At 63.0% G+C, this 19165-nt stretch carries 17 protein-coding genes; 12 read left to right on the top strand and 5 right to left on the bottom strand.

Going from position 1 to position 19165, the window contains the following annotated elements; all coding sequences use genetic code 11:
* Positions 1–64: 64 nt before the first annotated feature.
* The 5 genes from KLP42_RS08375 to KLP42_RS08355 are packed head-to-tail and all read left to right on the top strand — an operon-like array spanning position 65 to position 4545.
* Positions 65–1105, top strand: a complete 1041-nt coding sequence (locus KLP42_RS08375) for an ABC transporter ATP-binding protein (protein ID WP_215565751.1) — start codon at positions 65–67, stop codon at positions 1103–1105.
* Positions 1105–1962 (top strand): ABC transporter permease, encoded by an 858-nt coding sequence (locus KLP42_RS08370; RefSeq protein WP_215565750.1) that lies wholly within the window; start codon positions 1105–1107, stop codon positions 1960–1962. Before KLP42_RS08375 ends, KLP42_RS08370 begins: the two co-directional genes overlap by 1 nt.
* The gene (locus KLP42_RS08365) at positions 1959–2822 is read left to right on the top strand and encodes an ABC transporter permease (protein WP_215565749.1); all 864 of its coding nucleotides are present in this window, start codon (positions 1959–1961) and stop codon (positions 2820–2822) included. Before KLP42_RS08370 ends, KLP42_RS08365 begins: the two co-directional genes overlap by 4 nt.
* A 44-nt stretch (positions 2823–2866) precedes the next feature.
* On the top strand, positions 2867–3763 hold the full coding sequence (locus KLP42_RS08360) for a glycerophosphodiester phosphodiesterase family protein (protein ID WP_215565748.1): 897 nt from the start codon (positions 2867–2869) through the stop codon (positions 3761–3763).
* Entirely contained in the window at positions 3751–4545 is a 795-nt protein-coding gene (locus tag KLP42_RS08355) for an inositol monophosphatase family protein (RefSeq protein WP_215565747.1), read from the top strand. The genes KLP42_RS08360 and KLP42_RS08355 overlap by 13 nt, the downstream gene beginning before the upstream one ends.
* Positions 4546–4735: 190 nt before the next feature.
* Here the strand turns inward: KLP42_RS08355 and KLP42_RS08350 are convergent, their stop codons facing one another.
* From KLP42_RS08350 to KLP42_RS08330, 5 genes are all read right to left on the bottom strand, one after another.
* Positions 4736–5521, bottom strand: coding sequence for an SDR family oxidoreductase (locus KLP42_RS08350; RefSeq protein WP_215565746.1), 786 nt, complete (start codon positions 5519–5521; stop codon positions 4736–4738).
* Between the two features lie 53 nt (positions 5522–5574).
* Positions 5575–6525 carry a sugar-binding transcriptional regulator gene (locus KLP42_RS08345; protein ID WP_215565745.1) on the bottom strand — a complete coding sequence of 317 codons (951 nt, stop codon included), beginning with the start codon at positions 6523–6525 and terminating at the stop codon, positions 5575–5577.
* A gap of 22 nt (positions 6526–6547) precedes the next feature.
* Positions 6548–8017, bottom strand: a complete 1470-nt coding sequence (locus KLP42_RS08340) for an FGGY family carbohydrate kinase (RefSeq protein WP_215565744.1) — start codon at positions 8015–8017, stop codon at positions 6548–6550.
* A gap of 69 nt (positions 8018–8086) precedes the next feature.
* The gene (locus KLP42_RS08335; RefSeq protein ID WP_215565743.1) at positions 8087–9055 is read right to left on the bottom strand and encodes a transketolase family protein; all 969 of its coding nucleotides are present in this window, start codon (positions 9053–9055) and stop codon (positions 8087–8089) included.
* On the bottom strand, positions 9055–9864 hold the full coding sequence (locus tag KLP42_RS08330) for a transketolase (RefSeq protein WP_215565742.1): 810 nt from the start codon (positions 9862–9864) through the stop codon (positions 9055–9057). Before KLP42_RS08330 ends, KLP42_RS08335 begins: the two co-directional genes overlap by 1 nt.
* A gap of 204 nt (positions 9865–10068) precedes the next feature.
* Here KLP42_RS08330 and KLP42_RS08325 point away from each other — a divergent pair, with 204 nt between their 5' ends.
* The 7 genes from KLP42_RS08325 (at position 10069) to KLP42_RS08295 (ending at position 19147) form a co-directional block, all read left to right on the top strand.
* Complete coding sequence (locus KLP42_RS08325; RefSeq protein ID WP_215565741.1) at positions 10069–11043, top strand: ABC transporter permease; 975 nt, start codon at positions 10069–10071, stop codon at positions 11041–11043.
* A 120-nt stretch (positions 11044–11163) separates the two neighbouring features.
* Positions 11164–12099 carry a substrate-binding domain-containing protein gene (locus tag KLP42_RS08320; RefSeq protein ID WP_215565740.1) on the top strand — a complete coding sequence of 312 codons (936 nt, stop codon included), beginning with the start codon at positions 11164–11166 and terminating at the stop codon, positions 12097–12099.
* A 21-nt stretch (positions 12100–12120) separates the two neighbouring features.
* Positions 12121–13614, top strand: a complete 1494-nt coding sequence (locus KLP42_RS08315) for a sugar ABC transporter ATP-binding protein (RefSeq protein WP_215565739.1) — start codon at positions 12121–12123, stop codon at positions 13612–13614.
* A gap of 18 nt (positions 13615–13632) precedes the next feature.
* Positions 13633–14421 carry an SDR family oxidoreductase gene (locus KLP42_RS08310; protein WP_215565738.1) on the top strand — a complete coding sequence of 263 codons (789 nt, stop codon included), beginning with the start codon at positions 13633–13635 and terminating at the stop codon, positions 14419–14421.
* A 433-nt stretch (positions 14422–14854) separates the two neighbouring features.
* Positions 14855–15370, top strand: a complete 516-nt coding sequence (locus KLP42_RS08305; RefSeq protein WP_215565737.1) for an RNA polymerase sigma factor — start codon at positions 14855–14857, stop codon at positions 15368–15370.
* 155 nt (positions 15371–15525) lie between these two features.
* On the top strand, positions 15526–16515 hold the full coding sequence (locus tag KLP42_RS08300; RefSeq protein WP_215565736.1) for a FecR family protein: 990 nt from the start codon (positions 15526–15528) through the stop codon (positions 16513–16515).
* A 106-nt stretch (positions 16516–16621) separates the two neighbouring features.
* Positions 16622–19147 carry a TonB-dependent siderophore receptor gene (locus tag KLP42_RS08295; RefSeq protein WP_215565735.1) on the top strand — a complete coding sequence of 842 codons (2526 nt, stop codon included), beginning with the start codon at positions 16622–16624 and terminating at the stop codon, positions 19145–19147.
* Positions 19148–19165 lie beyond the last annotated feature (18 nt).

Genomic DNA, 19165 nt, shown 5'->3' with positions numbered 1-19165 from the left:
ACCGTGCGGGCCGCAGGGCCTGGCGCGGTCCGGCAATCCGGCCGTCTTCAGGAGGGACGCTCGCATGAGCGAACTCGAGATCTGCAATATCACCAAGGACTACGGTCCGAGCCGGGCCCTTCACCCGGTATCCATCGCCGTGGAACGCGGCGAATTCGTCACCATTCTCGGCCCGTCGGGTTGCGGCAAGTCAACGCTGCTGCGCATCCTCACCGGGATCACCCAACCGTCCGGCGGCGAGATCCACCTTGGCGGCAAGCGCATCGATCAGGCGCCGCCGGAAGCGCGCGATGTCGCGATGGTGTTCCAGTCCTACGCGCTTTTTCCGCACATGTCGGTGGCCGGAAATCTCGCCTTCGGGCTCAAGATGAAGAAGGTTCGCAAGGATGAGCGGGCGCGCCGCATGGCCCATGCGCTGGAGATCTGCAATCTTGCGGGCCTGGTGGATCGCATGCCGCGGCAATTGTCCGGCGGGCAACAGCAGCGCGTGGCTCTGGCGCGCGCCATTGTCATGCAGCCCAGCCTGCTTCTGTTCGATGAGCCGCTGTCCAACCTTGATGCCAAGCTGCGCGATACGCTGCGCCATGAACTGACCGAGCTTCACCGCCGGATCGGTGCCACCAGTCTCTACGTGACGCATGATCAGGCGGAGGCCATGGCCATGTCTGACCGGATCGTCGTCATGAATGAAGGCCGTGTGGTGGAAACCGGAACGCCGCTCGAACTCTACCGGGCACCCAAGCACGTCTTTACCGCCACCTTTCTCGGCCAGACCAATCTTCTGCCGGTCGTCGCCAGGGGGGCCGAGGCGCAACTGCCCTGGGGACAATCCGTGGCGCTTGATGCGCCGGCAACAGGTGATATCCAGGTTTCGGTCCGCCCGGAGAACATCGACATCTGCGCCGACGAGGCCGGTTCCGGCACGGTTTGCGCCGTTTCCTTCATGGGGGCCAATGCGCTCTATACGGTGGAGATCGGCGGTCGCCGGATCAGGGTCAGCCAGTCCGGCGTGGAACACCTGATCGAGACCGGCAGACGGGTTACCCTGCAGTTTCCGGGCCCGGTGCACCGTCTCAACGGCACCACGGCACAGGAGGCGGCCTGATGGGTGGGCTCCTTCGCGACAGGCGCGCGCAGCTTCTCCTCCTCCTCGCGCCGGGAGTGGGCTATCTTCTGGTCTTCTTCGGAGGCCCGCTGCTGTCGGCGCTGATCGGCAGCTTCAGGCAGGATGATGGCAGCTTCACGCTGGTGTTCTACGAGCGGATTTTCACCCGCGCCTCGATGATGCGTGGCCTTTCGACCTCCATCTATTACGGCGTGATGCCGGTGATCGTGTCGCTTGCGGCCTCCGTGCCGCTGGCGCTTCTGATCCGCAGAAGCTTCTTCGGCCGCAAGCTGTTCAGCGGGCTTTACAAGTTGCCGATGGCGGTGCCGGGCATCATCGTCGGCCTGATGGTAATCGTCGTCTTCGAAAGGGGCGGTTTCCTTGACCGTCTGGTTGCGCCGCTCGGGCTCGGACTGCCGAAACTCGTTCGGGACGACTGGGGCATCGGCGTCATTCTCGCCAGTGTCTGGAAGCAGGTTCCCTTCATGACGCTGATCATTACCAGCGCCTTTGCCGCAATCCCCGAGGATATCCGCAACGCTGCCCGCACGCTCGGCGCCTCGCGGCTGAAGACCTTTTTCATCGTGGAAGTTCCGCTCGCCATGCCCGGCATCACCGCCGCCATCCTGCTGACCTTCATCGGCTCCATGGGGTCCTATGCCATTCCCGATATCGTCGGCCCGCCAACGGCACGGCCGCTTTCGGTTCTCATGGTCAAGGAGTTCAACCAGGGCCGTTTCAATCAGGTCTATGCCATGGGCATGGTGCTGAGCCTTTTCGCCGTCTCTGTGCTTCTTCTCTACTACTCGCTGACGTCCCGCATCGGCACGGGCCAGAACCGCGGAGATGCATCATGAACGCGCTTGCCATTGAAACCGCTTCCATGCCCCGCCGCCGTGTCTTCACCCCGGAAGACCGTATCCTTGTCACGATCGGGCTTTATGGCGCACTGATCCTCGCGATTGCCGTGCCGCTGGCCCTGATGTTCCTGTGGAGCATCGCCGATGGCTGGTCTCCGCCGCTCATCGTGCCGAAGGATTACACCACGGCGCGCTGGGCCGGCATTCTCGGCGATGGCAGCCTGATCCGCGCGACCGTCAACAGCATCCTGATTGCCGTTGTCGTCACCGTGCTGACCGCCGCCATCGCGCTGCCGACGGCCTGGGCCATGGCCCGCTTTCCCTTCCGGCTGAAACGACTTGTGGAGATCTTCATCCTGGCGCCGGTCATCATTCCGGGCCTGGTCGTGGCTGTCGGCATCGGGCAGGTGTTCCTTCTCTTCGGTCTCGCCTATTCGGTGACGGGCGTCATTCTCGTGCAGATCGTGGGCACCTTGCCGCTGATGATCCGGCTGATGACGGCGACGCTGGAGACCATTCCGGACGATCTGATCCACGCGGCGCGATCGCTGGGGGCGGGAACGGTCGGCATCGTCCTCCACATCATCCTGCCGCTTGCGGTGCCCGGACTGCTCGCCGGAGGGCTCATGTCCTTCATCGGCAGCTTCGAGGAATTCGACAAGTCCTTCATCGTCGGGGCGCCGGTCGTCGAGACGCTGCCGATCAAGCTCTACATGTATCTCGACCCCTATTCGATGCAGCTTCCGCTCGCCTCGATTGTCTCCTTCATCCTGCTTCTTCCTGCACTTGTCGTGTTCATCGTCGCCGGCCGCATTCTGCGCGACGACCTGATGGCGGCGGGCATGGGGAAAATCTGATCCGGGACCCGTCCCGATCGACACAACAGCCGAAAGTGAAAACCATGCATCAAACCTTAGCAGCCTTCGCCGACCCCTCCCGCTCCCCCGATGTCCTTGCCCTCTGCTCGCGCGACAATCCGGCCATCCTGACCATTGCCCATCGCGGCCTGTGGACGGCAACCGCCGAAAATTCGCTCGCCTCCGTTCGCGCCGCCGTTGCCGCAGGCGTCGAAATGATCGAGATCGACACGCAGGCCACCGCCGATGGCCATCTGGTCGTCATTCACGACGAAACGCTCGATCGCACGACGACGGGCAGGGGCACCGTCAGCGAACTGCCCTTTGCCGTGGTTCGCGCCGCAAGGCTGAAGACCGGCGCGGGCGGCGAGAGTGCCGAGGTGACTGACGCCTGCGTGCCGACGCTGGAAGAACTGCTGGAAGAGGCGCGCGGCAAGATCACCGTCAATATCGACACCAAGTTCGCCCGTGACCTGCCTCAGGTGATGGAAACGGTGCTTCGGCTCGGCGTTGAGGATCAGGTGCTGGTGAAGACCGACATCGACCCCGAAGCCGGCCCGTTCGAGGTGCTGGATGCCGATTGGTTCGGCAAGATTCCGCACATGCCGATGTTCCGGGTCAGAAAGGGCATGTTTGCCGAGGATCTGCGTCGCATCGAGACGCTGCGGGCGCCGATGATCGAGGTGAAGTTCACCGATATTGCCGACCTGGCCGAAGGCCGCGCCGAACTGGAGCGTCAGAATATCCGCCTCTGGATCAACACGCTCGACGTCTCCCATTGCCTCGATTTCAACGATACGCATGCGCTCGCCGATCCCGAAGCCGTGTGGGGCGCGCTGGCAGAGGTCGGCGTCGGCGCCATTCAGACGGATCAGGTGGAAGCCTTCAAGGCCTGGCTGAAGACCGTTCAGACGGAGGGCGGCAGATCATGGAGACGATAAGCGGGCGTCTCGCGCGTGCCACCGCCATCATCGAGGAAGCGATGGGCCTTGCGCTTCGCTTTTTCGAGGCGCGCGATACCATCGCCACCCGGGCGAAGGGTTTTCAGGATTTCGTTTCGGAAGCGGACACGGCCGTCGAACGGCTGGTCAGGGAGCGGCTGGCGACAGCCTTTCCCGGCGAAACCGTGCTGGGCGAGGAAATGGGCGGCGTGGCCGACGAGGGCTACTGGATCATCGATCCGATCGATGGCACCGCAAATTTCCTGCGCGGCTCGCCGCTCTGGGGCATTTCCCTCGGCTTCGTGCGCCAGGGGCGGCCGGATCTCGGTATCGTTGCCATTCCGGTTTTCGGCGATGTGTATGCCGCGGCCGATGGAACGGGGCTGCTGGTGAACGGCAAGCCGTTTTCCCGCCACGTGCCGTTCGAGGCGGTGCAGGTCATGTCGCTTGGTGACAGCGCGGCCGCCGATGCCGGGGAAGTGGCGGCGCTCAATGTAGGGCTGAGACATGCGGGCTGGGTGGTCGAATCCATCCGTTCCACATCGATCGGGCTTGCCTTTGCCGCACGCGGCATCTTCGACGGGCATCTGCAGAAACTCACGACGATGTGGGACATTGCCGGCGGCGTGGTTCTGGCAAGGGAGGCGGGTCTTGACGTCCGCATCGGCACGCGTGGCGATAGCGGTATTCCCTGGGTCGCCGCCGCGACGCCCGCCCTTATGGCAGCGGCCGCCGGGGCCTGGCCGGAGATCGAAGACGTGCGACGGGATGGAAAAGCCTAGACACCCTGTGCCAGGGCCGGCCGGGGCGATGCCGATGTCTGGAAATGCGTCATGAAGAGCCGCCCTCGGCAGGCTTGCCCGAACATCCCTGATGCTTCCGGTGTCTCCTCCGCCGTCCGTCGAGTGACGGGCGGCTGACGGGTGGGCAACGCTTCCTCAAGCCGCGCAAGCCGATGCGGCCGCGAGGCATTCAGGACATGATCAGGCCGCCATCGACATTGATCGTCTGGCCGGTGATATAGGCCGCGTCGGCGGACGCGAGAAAGGCAACGAGGGCGCCGACTTCGGCCGGTGTCCCGGCGCGACCCATCGGGATGCCTTCGACCCATTCGGCCATCAAGGCGCCGGGAGCGTAGTCGCCGAGCATCTTGCCCCAGACGCGGTCGTTATAGTCCCACATCTCGGTGTGGATGATCCCGGGGCAGATCGCGTTGACGGTAATGCCTTCGCGCGCCAGTTCCTTGGCGAGGCTCTGTGTCAGGCCGACGACCCCGAATTTGGAGGCGGCATAATGGGGCGTGTAGATGAAGCCCTGGCGGGCCTGGCCGGAAGCGGTGTTGATCAGCCGCCCCTTTGTGCCGCTGGCGCGGAAGCGGGCGATAGCCTCCTGGCAGCACAGGAAGACGCCCTTGGTATTGACGTCGAGATTGAGATCCCATTCCGCCTCTGTCAGCGCCTCGACCCTGGCGATGGTGATGACGCCGGCATTCTGGACGGACACGCTGATCGCGCCAAGCCGCGCCTCCGCCTCGCGATAGGCCTGCCTGACAGCCTCGGCCTGGGTGACGTCGAGCTGGAGGCCGATTGTCTCGGCTCCTGTTTCCTCCGCCAGTCGCAAGGCGGCCTCGGCAGTGTCGCTGTCGATTGCCGCAATCGCCACCTTGGCTCCCTCTTCCGCGAAACGCCGGGCGATGCCCAGTCCGATCCCCTTGTTGCCGCCGGTCACGAAGACGGTCTGGCCGGAAAAACGCTGCATGGTCTTGCTCCTCCTTTATGCAGCCGGTCCGACACGCCGTCCCTTCCGGGGGATCAGGATGTCAGCCGGGCCGCGGTAAACTTGTCGGTGACGAGGACGTCGATGATGCCCATCCGCAGTGCACCCGCGATTGCCTGTGTCTTCGATTCCCCGCCAGCCAGCGCCATCACGCGGTCCGCCCTCTTCAGATCCTCGAGCGAAATGCCGATGACCCGGTCGTTCAACGGTGTCTCGACCGGCTTGCCGTCGCGGTCATAGAAGCGGAAGGAGATCTCCCCGACCGCGCCTGCCTCATGAAGCATGGCCATTTCCTGGCGGGAGAACACGTTGCCGGACCGCGCCAGCAATTCCGATGGCTCGACGGCGCCGATGCCGATGATTGCAAGCGTCAGCCGTCCGAAGAGATCCATGGTGCCGCGCACCACCGGGTCGGCGAGCATAACCAGCTTGGCTTCCCGTGAGGAGGTGATCCCCTGAACGAGCAGCAGCCGTGGCTCGCCGCCGGTCAGCTTGGCAAGGCGGGCCGTCAGCTGGGTGGCATGGGTCTGGACCGAAGCCTCGCCCATGCCACCCAGGATCTGCACGATGTATTTGGCCCGACTGGTCTTCAGCGGATGGATGTTGTCCACCATGCGCAGGATGGTCTGGCTCCAGCTGGAGACGCCGATAATCTCGTCCTGCTGCAGGGTGACTTCGAGAAAATGTGCCGCCGCCTCGCCGATGCGGGCCATGATCGCCCCGTCGCGATCCTCCGAACAGTCGATGACGATCGCCTCGGTGAGGCCGTAGCGGTCGCGCAGGGCGGTCTCCAGATCGGCAAAGGTGCCGGGCGGCGGAATGATCGTGGTGCGCACAATGCCTTCCATCTCGGCGCGCTTGAGCATGCGCGAGACCGTCGCCTGCGACATGTGCATGATCTCGGCGATCTCTGCCTGCCGCTTCCCTTCGGCGTGATACATCTGTGCGACACGGGCGATAAGTCGAAGCTCGTTGAGACGTCCCATGGTCCCTCCGCTGGGTGAATTTTTATTCACCCTTAGATGAAGTCATGGAAACGGTCGAGCGGAAGATTGCATCGCGCCACGTGGCAAGGCGTGCGGTTGCATCGGAAGGACGAGGCTGCAGCCTGACTGTCTTGCGAGGCAGGGCAGAGACGGTATCGAGATCGGGCCAGAGCCCGAGTGTGAGGCCGGCAAGATAGGCGGCGCCGAGCGCAGAGGCTTCCGCGGCATCGCACTGGATCACCGGATGATCGAGCATGTCTGCCACGCACTGCATCAGGAAGACGTTCCTGCTCGGCCCGCCATCGACATAGAGCCGGCCAAGTGGTGCCGGTGACTGCGCCGACATCGCCTTGAAGACATCGTGAACCTGGAAGGCGATGGAATCGGTGACCGCGCGTGCCATCTGTGCGCGGCTGGTGTTGAAGCTGATGTTCGAGAACAGGGCGCGCGCATCGGCATGCCAGTGCGGGGCGCCGAGGCCGACAAAGGCGGGAACGAAGCCCGGCCCTTCGGGCTCAGCCGTTTCGGCGAGATCGATCAGCGCCTGCACATCCGCAAGGCCGAGGATCTCCGCCATCCAGGGCAGCGAAGCGGCGCAGACGAGGATATTGCCTTCGAAGGCATAGGTCGGCTGGCCGGCAAGCGACCAGGCAACCGTGGTGGTGATGCCGTTGCGGGGAGCGATGAAATGCGGCAGGGTCGTCATGATCGACGATCCGGTGCCGAAGGTGACCTTGCCGTCGCCCGGGGCAAAGGCGCCATGGCCGAACAGGGCGGCGTGGCTGTCGCCGATTGCCGCGGCGATCGGAATGCCGTCCGGCAGACCGGGCACGTTCAGCGTTTCGCCGAAGCGCGAGGCGCTGTCGCGCACCTGCGGCAGCACCGCCTGCGGCACGCCGAAAAGCTCGCAAAGCTCCTCGCTCCAGGCATTGCGGTTCAGGTCGAGAAGCTGGCTGCGGGCCGCGTTCGACGCGTCGCAGGCATGCACGAGCCCACCGGTCAGGCGGTGGATCAGCCAGGAATCGATCGTGCCGATCCGCAGGGGACGGCCTGCAGGGGCGCGGTCGAGCAGCCATTTCATCTTGGGGCCGGGAAACATCGGGTCGATCGGCAGGCCGGTCAGCGCCTCGACGCGTGCGGAATGTCCGGCCGCATTGAGTTCGGCACAGACGGGCGCACTGCGACGGCACTGCCAGCTGACGACCGGGCCGAGAGGCTCTCCGGTCTCTGCGTCCCAGATCGTCACCGATTCCCGCTGGTTGGAGATTGCGATGCCTGCGATGCTTGCCGCCGGGGCGCTGTCGAGGCATGCGGCGATCGCCTCCAGCACGGAGGCCCAGATACGCTGCGGGTTCTGTTCGACCCAGCCCGGTTGCGGATGCGAAATCCCGACGGGAGAGGCCCCGCGCGCCAGGATTTCCCCCTCGGACGAGACGAGCACGGCCTTGGAATTGGTGGTGCCCTGATCGATGGCAAGGATGGCGGTTGTCATGTCGGCTCCGGACAGTGCAGGGTGCAGCCGTGTCGTCCGGCGGCACCCCCGAAAATCTCGATCAGGTCGTTACCCGCGGCTGCTCTTTCGTGCCACAAGTTCTTCCGCTGCCTCGGCGATGGCCGGAGGCGACATGCCGAATTCGTCGAGCAGGAATTCGGCCGATCCGGTGGGTGCGAAGATGCCTGGCACGCCGAGGATCTTCATCGGCACCGGTGCCTCTGCGACCACGACCTCGGCCACGGCGGAACCGAGCCCGCCATAGACGGAATGTTCCTCGGCGGTGAGGATCGCACCGGTATCGCGCGCGGCCGCCACGATGCTGTCCACATCGATCGGGCGGACCGTTGCCATGTTGAGGACCCGCGCCTCGATGCCGCGCGCGGCAAGAAGGGTGGCGGCCTTCATCATGCGATGAGTGAGCGTGCCGTTGGCAATCAGTGTCACGGCGTCGCCGTCGCGCAACGTGTTGGCCTTGCCGGGTACGAACACATGCCCCTTGGGCAGCAGGTCCGGAACGCCGACGCGCGAAAGCCGCAGGAAGACCGGGCCCTCATGGCGGGCGGCCCATTCGACAGCTGCCGCGGTCTCGATCGAATCACAGGGCGCAACCACCGGAAGGTTCGGCAGCACGCGCATCCAGGCGAAATCCTCGATGGAGTGATGGGTGGGGCCAAGCTCTCCATAGGCCATCCCCGAGGAAATGCCGACCAGCTTCACATTGGCGTTGGAATAGGCAATGTCCGCCTTCACCTGCTCCAGCGAGCGGCCGGTGAGAAAGCACGAGGCGCCGCATACGAAGGGCAGCAGGCCGCCATTTGCAAGCCCGGCGCCGACACCGACCATGTTCTGCTCGGCAATGCCGACATTGACCAGCCGGTCCGGCCATTTCGCCTTGAAGCCGCCGAGTTTCGAGGAGCCGACGGAATCGTTGCACACGGCAACCACCCTTGAATTCTCGGCACCCAGCCGCTCGAGCACGGCCACGAAGGCGTCACGGCAGTCGTGAAGTTTCTCAGACGTCGTTGCGGCGTTCATCACAGCACCTCCGAAAGTTCGGCCAGGGCAATCTGGTATTGTTCGGCACTCGGAACCTTGTGGTGCCAGTCGACCTTGTCCTGCATGAAGGAGATCCCGTGACCCTTGTTGGTGTGGGCGACAATGCAATGCGGGCGATCGGAACGGTGTTCCAGGGCGGGCACGATTTCCGCCATTGCATTGCCGTTGATTTCGGAAACGTCCCATCCGAAGGCGGCGAGCTTGTCCGCAAAGGGCGCCATGTTGTTGGTGTCGCGCAGGGCGGCGCCCTGCTGGAAGCGGTTGTGGTCGATGATCAGCGTCAGGTTGCCGAGACCGAACTGGGCGGCTGACGAAATCGCCTCCCAGTTGGAGCCCTCCTGCATCTCGCCGTCACCGGTCAGCACATAGGTGTGATAGCTCGCGCCGGTGAGCTTGGCGGCCTTCGCCATGCCGACGGCCACCGGCAGCCCGTGGCCGAGCGGGCCGGTATTGGTCTCGACGCCCGGAACCTTGTTGCAGTTCGGATGTCCGTTGAGCCGCGAATGAGGCTTCAGGAATGTCGAAATCTCGGCTTCCGGAAGAAAGCCGCGCTTGGCAAGCGTCACGTAGAGCGCCAGGGCGACATGGCCCTTCGACAGCACGAAGCGGTCGCGGTCCGGATGCTTCGGCTGGTCGGGCCAGATGCGCAGCACCCGGAAATAGAGCGCCGTCAGAATGTCGATTGCGGACATTTCTCCGCCGATATGGCCGGCGCCCGCTTCATAAACCGCCTGGAGATCGCGAAGACGTATCTGTCTCGCAATGCGGTCGAGATCGTTCGGGTGCATGAAAACCTCATAGTGAATAAATATGCCGTCGATTATATAATTGCATTTGATCCGCGAGTGTCAAGCCGAATGCTCGAAATAAAAGTTCTGTTGCGGCGTCGAAGCCCCGTTGACAGCCGGACAATCGGTGCGTTACGAATTTACAGACATTACTGAATAATTATGCTGGCAAGTGCGAGGCCAGCGACAGCATGGGAGGACTGGATGTCGGCTTCAGCGGCAGACCAAGATCGCAGCACGGGCTCGAGTGCCCTGTCGGCTTTGAGGGGCACGACCGGGCCGCTTGTCGGCCTCATCGTGCTTTGCATTTTCCTCTCCTTTGCCACCGATAAGTTCATGTCGGTGCGCAATCTGCTCAATGTTCTTGACCAGATCACCGTGCTCGGGATCATGGCGGTCGGCATGACCATGGTGATCCTGATCGGCGGCATTGATCTGGCGGTCGGTTCGGTGCTGGCGCTGGCCATGATGGTGATGGGCTATCTCGCCAACCAGGTCGGTCTGCCGCTTGCGCTCGGCATCCTCATTGCCCTTGCCGTTGCGGGGGCGACCGGCGCGATCTCCGGCATCCTGATCACGGCGCTTGGCGTTCCGGCCTTCATCGCGACGCTGGCAATGATGTCGGTTGCGCGCGGTCTGGCCAACATGATCACCGACGGCCAGCAGATCGTCGGCTTTCCGTCCTGGTTCAGCCTGCTCGCCTATACGCGATATGGCGGCTTCCTGACGCTGACCGTGGCGGTGATGCTGGTCGTTTTCGTTCTGGGCTGGGTCTATCTGCGCTACACGTCTGGCGGCCGCTCCCTTTATGCGATCGGCGGCAACCAGGAAGTCGCGCGGCTGGCCGGCATCAATGTGAACCTCTACACCATCGGCGTCTACGTGGTTTCGGGACTGCTTGCGGGTCTGGCGGGCGTGGTTCTCGCCATGCGCCTCGACTCCGTCCAGCCGACGGCAGGCGTTTCCTATGAACTCGACACCATCGCGGCCGTCGTCATCGGCGGCACGAGCCTCAGCGGCGGCAAGGGAGGCATCCTCGGAACCATCATCGGCGTGCTGATCATCGGCGTGCTGCGCAACGGCCTCAACCTTCTCGGCGTCTCGCCCTTCACGCAGGCCGTCGTCATCGGCGTGGTCATCGCTCTTGCAGTCGCAGCCGAAGCCGTCAAGCGGAGGTAACGCACCGGCCCCGGTCCAGTTTGGCGGCGCGCCGCCAGTTCACCGCCAGGCAAATCGTCAGGCACAACTTCGGCCCTGCGATGGTAGCAGGGGGCCCGAACCATACGGAGGAGATCTACCATGAAAATCAAGAGCATGATTCTGGCAGCCGCAGCGCTGGCAACCACCGCCCTCAATCCGCTCGGCGCCTCGGCCGCCGAGGTGAAGAAGATCGGGCTGGCCGTTTCGAACCTGCAGGCCGACTATTTCAACCAGATCAAGATCGGCGTCGAATCCTATGCCAAGGAGAAGGGCATCGCGGTTGTCACCGTCGACGCCAAGAACGACAGCGCAACCCAGGTCAGTCAGGTTCAGGACCTGCTGACGCAGGATATTGACGCCTTCATCTACATTCCCGCCGGTGCCGCCGCCGCTGCCGTTCCCACGCGCCTTGCAAAGCAGGCCGGCATTCCGGTGGTCAATGTCGACCGCAATGCCGATGAAGCGCCGGGCGATACCTTCATCGCAACCGACAACGCCACCTCGGCCTACGAAGTGTGCAAGCACATCATCGGTCTGGCCGGCGGCAAGGGCAAGATGCTGATGATCCACGGCCAGAAGGGCACGACGCCGGAAGTCGAGCGCACCAAGGGCTGCATGAAGGCAATCAAGGAGAATTCCGGCGTCAATCTGGTCGCGGAACAGTGGAGCGAGCAGTGGTCGCAGGCCGAGGGGCTGAACATTGGCCAGAACCTGCTTCAGGCGCATCCGGATGTGTCGCTGATCTTCGCGCAGGCTGATGGCCTGGCTCTCGGCGCCGCACAGGCCGTCAAGGTTTCCGGCGTTTCGCAGCGCGTCTATATCGGCGGCTTCGACGGCGATACGACGGCTCTGCCGATCCTCGCCGAAGGCGGTTTCGATGCAACGGCGACCCAGCAGGTGCGTGGCATCGGCCGGCTCGCCGTCGACAGCGCCATCAAGCTCGCAGCCGGCGAGAAGCTTCCGGCCGAGCAACTGCTCCCCGGCTTCCTGACGACGCCGAAGAATGCCGCGAAGTTTGTCGCCGAGCATCCCTGATCAAGACCGGAAGACAATGCCATGACTGCCAAAGGCCCCTCGACGATCCTATCCCTTCGACAGATCCGTAAGGTCTACGGATCCATGGAGGTTCTGCACGGCATCGACCTTGATGTGAGGGCCGGTGAAGTCGTGGCGTTGCTCGGCGAGAACGGCGCAGGAAAATCAACCCTTTCGAGGATTATTTCCGGCGCCGTCCAGCCGACATCCGGTGACATGACGTGGCTCGGCGCTCCCTATGCGCCGGCCACCCCGCGTGCGGCGATGGATGCCGGCGTCGGGATGATCCATCAGGAACTGAAGCTCCTGCCGCAATTGTCGATTGCCGAAAACGTCTTTGTCGGCCGTTATCTGACAAAGGGGGGGCGTGTTGACCGGCAGGCCATGGAGGAGCGGGCGCGGGCCGGCCTTCGGCGGCTGGGGCTCGACGTGTCTCCCCGTCGCCTGGTCGATGGCCTGTCGACAGCCCGCCAGCAGCTGATCGAGATCGCCAAGGCCATGACGCTGAATGCCCGGCTGCTCATTCTCGACGAGCCGACGGCTGCACTCGGCGGCGAGGAAACGCAGCTGCTGTTTCGCCAGATCGAGCGGCTGAAGGCCGATGGGGTCGGCATCATCTATATTTCCCACCGGCTCGAGGAAATCCGCCAGATTGCCGACCGCATCGTCGTCATGCGCGATGGCGCCAAGGTTCAGGAATTCGACAGCGGGGACGTGCCCGTCCGCAGCATCGTCGAGGCAATGGTCGGCCGCTCCCTCGAGCGGATGTTTCCTGCCGTGCCGGAGCCTGCGGGCGACGACATGCTGGAGGTTCGCGGCCTCGCATCTTCCGCAGGAACCTTCTCCGACATCAGCTTCTCGGTGAAGCGCGGCGAGGTGTTCGGCATTGCCGGGCTGGTCGGGGCAGGCCGCACCGAGCTGGTCCGGGCGATTACCGGCGCCGATCCGATTTCTGCCGGGGAGGTCGTTCTCGAAGGGCGGACCATCACGCCCCGTTCGCCGCGGGACGCCATTCGCAACGGCCTCGTTCTCGTGCCGGAGGATCGGAAGCTGCAGGGCCTGGTCCTCGATCACTCGATCGAGGAAAACATCGGCTATGCCAATTTCGACGCCGTTTCCACCAGGGGCTGGATTCCCGCCGGCCGGCTGGCCGCCTTTGCCGAAACCTACATCAGGAGATTCGGCGTCAAGGGCCGAGGCACCCAGAATGCCGGCGAACTGTCGGGCGGCAACCAGCAGAAGGTGGTGCTCGCCAAGTGGCTGGCGCGAAATCCCAAGGTGGTGGTTCTCGACGAGCCGACCCGTGGTATCGATGTCGGCGCCCGCTCCTCGATCTACGAGACCATCATGGATCTGGCCCGCCAGGGCATCGCCGTCATCGTCGTCAGTTCGGATCTTGAGGAGGTTCTCGGGGTCTCGAACAGGATCATGGTCATGGCACAGGGAAAACAGGCCGGCATCCTGGACCGCGCAAACGCAAATGACGTTTCGGTCATGGAACTGGCCACAATCTGAATTGCAGGAGAAACATCCATGTCGGAAATGAGCTTGAACGCGCCGAAGCTGTTCGATCTGTCGGGAAATGTGGCACTGGTGACCGGCGCCGGTAGCGGGATTGGCCAGCGGATCGCCATCGGCCTGGCACAGTGCGGCGCGGATATCGCGCTGCTCGACCGCCGTACTGACGACGGTCTGGCAACGACCGCGCGTTTCGTGCAGGCCGCCGGCCGCCGCAGCATCGAGATCGCGGCAGATGTCACCCAGGCGGAGGCGCTGAACGGTGCCGTGGCGCGGACCGAAGCGGAACTGGGCCCGTTGACGCTGGCGGTCAATGCCGCCGGCATCGCCAATGCCAACCCGGCCGAAGAGATGGAGGAGGCCCAGTTCCAGACGATGATGGATATCAACCTGAAGGGCGTCTTCCTGTCCTGCCAGGCCGAAGCGCGCGCCATGCTGAAGAACGGTCGCGGCTCCATCATCAACATCGCCTCCATGTCCGGGGTCATCGTCAATCGCGGCCTGAACCAGTGCCATTATAACGCCTCCAAGGCGGGCGTGATCCACATGTCGAAGTCCATGGCGATGGAATGGGTCGGTCGCGGCATTCGCGTCAACACGATCAGCCCCGGCTACACCGCAACGCCGATGAACACCCGGCCGGAGATGGTTCATCAGACGAAACTGTTTGAAGAACAGACCCCGATGCAGCGCATGGCAAGCGTGGATGAAATGGTCGGGCCGGCCGTCTTCCTGCTTTCGGATGCGGCAAGCTTCGTCACCGGCGTCGATCTCCTCGTCGACGGCGGGTTCTGCTGCTGGTAAGGCATATCCCCTGTTTTTTTACGGCGGCACGGTGCTCCTGGCACCGTGCCGTTTTGCCGTGCGGCGCCGGCAGTGACGGCGACTGGTCGCCTTCTCCCTTGCCTTCGCCATGCGGCGCACGAAACGGTCTGCACCATTGTTGATGGTGCGTCGTCAAGATGGGTCAAGAAACATGTGTTTTACCGTCATGTTTTTGTGGCGCTCGTCCTGCAACTGATCTAGTAGGCGATGAAGGGCTTTGAGCGTCGCCTTGTCCGCCTTCGCGGCGGCGCCATGGCCTGGCGTCGGCGAAGAGCAAGGCTTTGGTCGAAAAGATGATGCTTCTTGTGAACCGGGCAGGGACGCAGCAGGGGGAACGGCGCCTGCCGCATCCAACCGTCAATGGCGCGGCCATGCGCACTGTTGTGCCGACGATCTGCCGGGGGCCGAGCGCTTGCCGGCCGTACTGAACGCGATTTTTGCAGCGCATCGGCGCTCCTTGCTGTGGACGGTGATGCGCATCGTGCGCGATCCCCAGACAGCGGAGGATCTGGCGCAGGAGACCTATCTGCGCGCGCGAAAGGCCGTGGAAAACGGTCGCGTCGAACATCTCGAAGGCTTTCTGCACCAGACGGCCCGCAATCTTGCCCTCGACCATCTCAGACGGCGAAAGACCCGGGCCGGCGCCGAGGTGGAAGGACTGGACGAGCGTTTGCTTGCCGACATTTCGGCTGATATTCCCTCCATTGAGCAGGCGCTGATCGAAAAGCAGGCGTTCGGCGCGTTCCAGGCGGCGTTATCGGGCCTGCCTCAGCGCGCGCAGGCCGTGCTGGTGCTGAGCCGCATCGAAGAGTGGTCGAATGTCCGGATCGCCGAACATCTCGGCATTTCCGAACGCACCGTCTTCAACGACCTGAAACTCGCCATGGCCCATTGCCGGGATGCCATGGCGCGTCTGGACCGAAAGTGAAGAAGCCCATGCCAGCCTCACCGAGCCTCCCGCCCGCCCGCACAGTCGATGGCGCAGTCCGGATCTCCTGTCCGGCCGCGGATTTTGCCGGATTGGCAACCTCCGCGCGTCTAGGTAACAGGACCCCGCAAACACGTTTCGATCGGATCGACTGAGTGGGACATCAGGACGCACACGACACGGACGGGACGAACGCCGGATCCGCCCCTGCAGATCCGGCGGATCAGGCGCTCGACTGGTTCGCCCGGTTGCGCAACGGCGAGCCGGATGTGGCGACACAAGCGGCGTTCGAGGCATGGCTGACAGAGGATCCCCGGCATGCGGCGGAGTTTCGCAGTCTCGAGACCCTATGGAATTCGAAGCCCTTTGTCGACGCGGTCAAAACGCTGCCGGTCGATCGGGGTGTGCTGGTCAAGCCGAAAGCCCGGCGCTGGCCGCTGCCCGCCGCAGCACTCGCCGCCTCGGTTCTGCTTTCTGTCAGCATCTGGCAGTATCCGGCGCTCACCATTGCCGTTGAGGCGGATTACCTGACCGCGACCGGCAGCCAGACGACGGTTCCGTTGCCGGACGGTTCGACGATGATGCTGAACACGGACACGGCGGTGGCGCTCGATTTTGCGGCCGGTCGGCGGCACATCCGCCTGCTGCGCGGCGAAGCCTTCTTCGATGTCGTTCACGATCCCGCCCATCCCTTCACCGTCAGCGGCCATTATGGCGAGGTGGAGGTGCTGGGCACGGCCTTTTCCGTCAAAACCGGTGATGACGAGGATGAGGTGGTGCTGGAACGGGGCCGCGTTGAGGTTCTCTGTCTGTGCGATAACAGGGACAGGGCGGAACTCGCGCCGGGCCAGGCGGTCAGCATCACGGCGTCCGCCGTATCTCCGGTGCACGCGGCAGACCCGTCCACCATGCTTGCCTGGCGGGAAGGGCGCATCATCTTCGAAGACGCCCCTCTCGGCACGGTGCTGCAGGAACTGCGCCGTTACCATCGCGGGCCGATCATGGTGGTTGACGAGCGCGTGAACCGCTTGATGGTCACCGGCAATTATCGTCTCGACAATGTCGAGGGCGCGCTCAGGACGCTTGCCGATGCGGCAGGCGTCGGATTTTACCGGCTTCCCGGCGGCCTGATAATCCTTCGATAAAGTCTCATCTTTTTTTGCCGGTTTGCAAACCCTGCTGCGTCCTTGCTGACAGAAGGGGTGGACGCGCCGGCTGCGCGCCCGGCTCGATGTCTGGAAAGAGGGTTGGATGAGTATGGTATCGGGGACAAATTCACGTGTTGAGATGATGGATGGCGAGCCTTGCCGCCGCAGGGTGAAGGTGCTTCTGGCATCCAGCATGCTGGCCTGCCTCGCGGGTTTTGCCCCGGACGCCGCGCAGGCCCAGGCACAGGCCGTTGCAGGCGCCGCGCAAACCCTCAGCTTCCAGATTCCCGCCCAGCCGCTGTCTGCCGCGATCAACGCTTTCATCCGCCAGAGCGGCTGGCAGATCAGCTATTCCTCGGCACTCGCCGCTGGCAAAACCTCGACCGCCGTCTCCGGCAACCTGACGCCGGCGGCTGCGCTGCAGCAACTCGTGCAGGGCACCGGCATCACGGTGCGGATCAGCGGCCCGGGCTCGGCCGCTCTCGTCGATCCGCAGGCGGCGAGCGCAGGGGCTGTTACGGCCGATGGCTCGACGGTGCTGGAGACGGTTCTGGTGCAGGGGCAGGGGGCGACAACGGAGGGGACGGGATCGTATACGACCTCGCAGATGAGCACGGCGACTGGCTTGCCACTTTCCATCCGGGAGACGCCGCAGTCAGTCACTGTGGTGACGCGTCAGCGTCTTGAGGATCAGGCGAGTACGACTCTGCAGGATGCGCTGGAATCGGCAAGCGGCATTGCTATCCAGAAATATGACAGCGACCGGACGGAGTATCTCGCTCGCGGGTTCACCGTGGGGGAGTTCCAGTATGACGGCGTCGTCATTCAGAATGAGGGTGTCTATGATTACGGTCTGAGCAATCCCGACATGACGATCTATGACCGTGTGGAGATCGTGAAGGGGGCAAATGGTCTTATGCAAGGGGCAGGGAGCCCCGGAGCCGCCGTTAATCTGGTGCGCAAACGACCGACAGACACATTTCAAGGATCTTTGACCGGAACTGCCGGGTCCTGGAATTCCTACCGGACCGAACTGGACCTATCGGGTCCTATCAATCCGGACGGTACGTTGCGGGGCCGAGTGGCAGGTTCGTTCGAGGATGCTGAATCCTATCTTGACCATTACGAGAAGAAATCATTCACCCTCTACGGTATTCTGGAAGCCGACCTGGGGGACGATACAACCCTGTCGGTTGGTGCTGACTACCAGCGCACCAGGCCCCGAGGTTCCAGTTGGACGGGCCTGCCCATGTTTTACAGTGACGGCAGCCGCACTGATTTCGACGTATCGACAAATCCTGCAACTGACTGGAGCAGGCGCGAAACATACACCAGCAACATCTTTGCGACGCTCGATCATGAATTCGACAATGGCTGGAAGGCCAGCCTGACCTATGATCACCGACGCAACGGACACGACAGCGTGTTGGGTTCTGCGGGCAGCGGCTATCCCGACCCGATAACGGGTGCGGGTGTCTACCAATATGTCGGGAAATATGTCGGCCGACTGGTTCAGGATACTGTCGACGCCAAGTTGTCCGGCCCTGTCGAGCTGTTCGGTCGAGAGCATGATTTTATGTTCGGGGCAACGGCATCGCGCAAAACGACCAAGGGGCCGCTGTATGGCTATGGCGGTGTGAACTATGATCCGGCTGTGCCGAACTTCTTCACTTGGGACGGAAACACGGATGAGCCCGATTTCGACCTGACCGGCAGGTATGAAACCAGCCTGACGCAGTACGGAGCCTACGCCGCGACCCGCCTGCGGCCGACGGATGATCTATCTTTCGTTCTGGGCAGCCGTATCAGCTGGTATGACTACGATGACAAGGGATCTTACGACAATGCGTCCTCCAGTTGGAGTGGCGCCAGCCAGTATTCGGCCAAAGGCGAACTTACGCCCTATCTTGGCGTCATTTACGACCTGACTGAAAGCGTTTCGGTTTATGCGAGCTATACCAGCATTTTCAAGCCGCAGGAGAACCAGACCATCAGCGGCGCCTATCTGGATCCCGAAGAGGGCAATAGCTACGAAGCGGGTGTAAAGGCTGCGCTTCTGGATGGCCGGCTGAACACAAGTGCGGCTGTCTTCATGATCAAGCAGGATAACGTCGCAGAGACGGCCGGAATCGATGCCGATACGGGTGAGTACTATTACACGGCTGCCGATGGCGTCACCACAAAGGGCTTCGAACTAGAAGCGTCCGGCGAGATCCGCCCCGACTGGAACATCTATGCCGGTTATACCTATGCCCATGCTCGCAAGGCGAATGGTGAAAGGGTCTACACCTTCCTTCAGACGGCCGCGCCCGAAAGCGTCGTCAAGCTCTATACGACCTACACCCTTCCGGGCGAATGGGACAGGCTGACCATCGGTGGCGGTGTGCGCTGGCAGGATAAGATCTATGGCTATGCCTGGAGTCCGGCCAATGTTTACGAAAATATATCCCAGAAGAACGTGTTTCTGATCGATCTGATGGCAAAATACAAAGTCACGGACAAGATCGACGTGACGTTCAATGTCAAAAATCTTCTGAACGAAAAATACTTCGTCAGCCTCGGTAATTTCGATACCGGCTATTATGGCGAGCCAAGGAGCTTCAGCGTCTCGACCAAGTTCAAGTTCTGATCGTGAGGCACCTCACAA

The sequence above is a fragment of the Rhizobium sp. CSW-27 genome, assembly GCF_018760785.1.
Lineage (GTDB): Bacteria > Pseudomonadota > Alphaproteobacteria > Rhizobiales > Rhizobiaceae > Neorhizobium.
Note: the sequence above shows the minus strand (reverse complement) of the source record. Positions and strands in the feature narration are given on the sequence as shown.

What these genes read in the sequence shown, in the direction of transcription:
- KLP42_RS08375 (WP_215565751.1), top strand. Translation starts at nt 65, where the DNA reads ATGAGCGAACTCGAGATCTGCAATATCACCAAGGACTACGGTCCGAGC.
- KLP42_RS08370 (WP_215565750.1), top strand. Translation starts at nt 1,105, where the DNA reads ATGGGTGGGCTCCTTCGCGACAGGCGCGCGCAGCTTCTCCTCCTCCTC.
- KLP42_RS08365 (WP_215565749.1), top strand. Translation starts at nt 1,959, where the DNA reads ATGAACGCGCTTGCCATTGAAACCGCTTCCATGCCCCGCCGCCGTGTC.
- KLP42_RS08360 (WP_215565748.1), top strand. Translation starts at nt 2,867, where the DNA reads ATGCATCAAACCTTAGCAGCCTTCGCCGACCCCTCCCGCTCCCCCGAT.
- KLP42_RS08355 (WP_215565747.1), top strand. Translation starts at nt 3,751, where the DNA reads ATGGAGACGATAAGCGGGCGTCTCGCGCGTGCCACCGCCATCATCGAG.
- KLP42_RS08350 (WP_215565746.1), bottom strand. Translation starts at nt 5,521, where the DNA reads ATGCAGCGTTTTTCCGGCCAGACCGTCTTCGTGACCGGCGGCAACAAG.
- KLP42_RS08345 (WP_215565745.1), bottom strand. Translation starts at nt 6,525, where the DNA reads ATGGGACGTCTCAACGAGCTTCGACTTATCGCCCGTGTCGCACAGATG.
- KLP42_RS08340 (WP_215565744.1), bottom strand. Translation starts at nt 8,017, where the DNA reads ATGACAACCGCCATCCTTGCCATCGATCAGGGCACCACCAATTCCAAG.
- KLP42_RS08335 (WP_215565743.1), bottom strand. Translation starts at nt 9,055, where the DNA reads ATGAACGCCGCAACGACGTCTGAGAAACTTCACGACTGCCGTGACGCC.
- KLP42_RS08330 (WP_215565742.1), bottom strand. Translation starts at nt 9,864, where the DNA reads ATGCACCCGAACGATCTCGACCGCATTGCGAGACAGATACGTCTTCGC.
- KLP42_RS08325 (WP_215565741.1), top strand. Translation starts at nt 10,069, where the DNA reads ATGTCGGCTTCAGCGGCAGACCAAGATCGCAGCACGGGCTCGAGTGCC.
- KLP42_RS08320 (WP_215565740.1), top strand. Translation starts at nt 11,164, where the DNA reads ATGAAAATCAAGAGCATGATTCTGGCAGCCGCAGCGCTGGCAACCACC.
- KLP42_RS08315 (WP_215565739.1), top strand. Translation starts at nt 12,121, where the DNA reads ATGACTGCCAAAGGCCCCTCGACGATCCTATCCCTTCGACAGATCCGT.
- KLP42_RS08310 (WP_215565738.1), top strand. Translation starts at nt 13,633, where the DNA reads ATGTCGGAAATGAGCTTGAACGCGCCGAAGCTGTTCGATCTGTCGGGA.
- KLP42_RS08295 (WP_215565735.1), top strand. Translation starts at nt 16,622, where the DNA reads ATGAGTATGGTATCGGGGACAAATTCACGTGTTGAGATGATGGATGGC.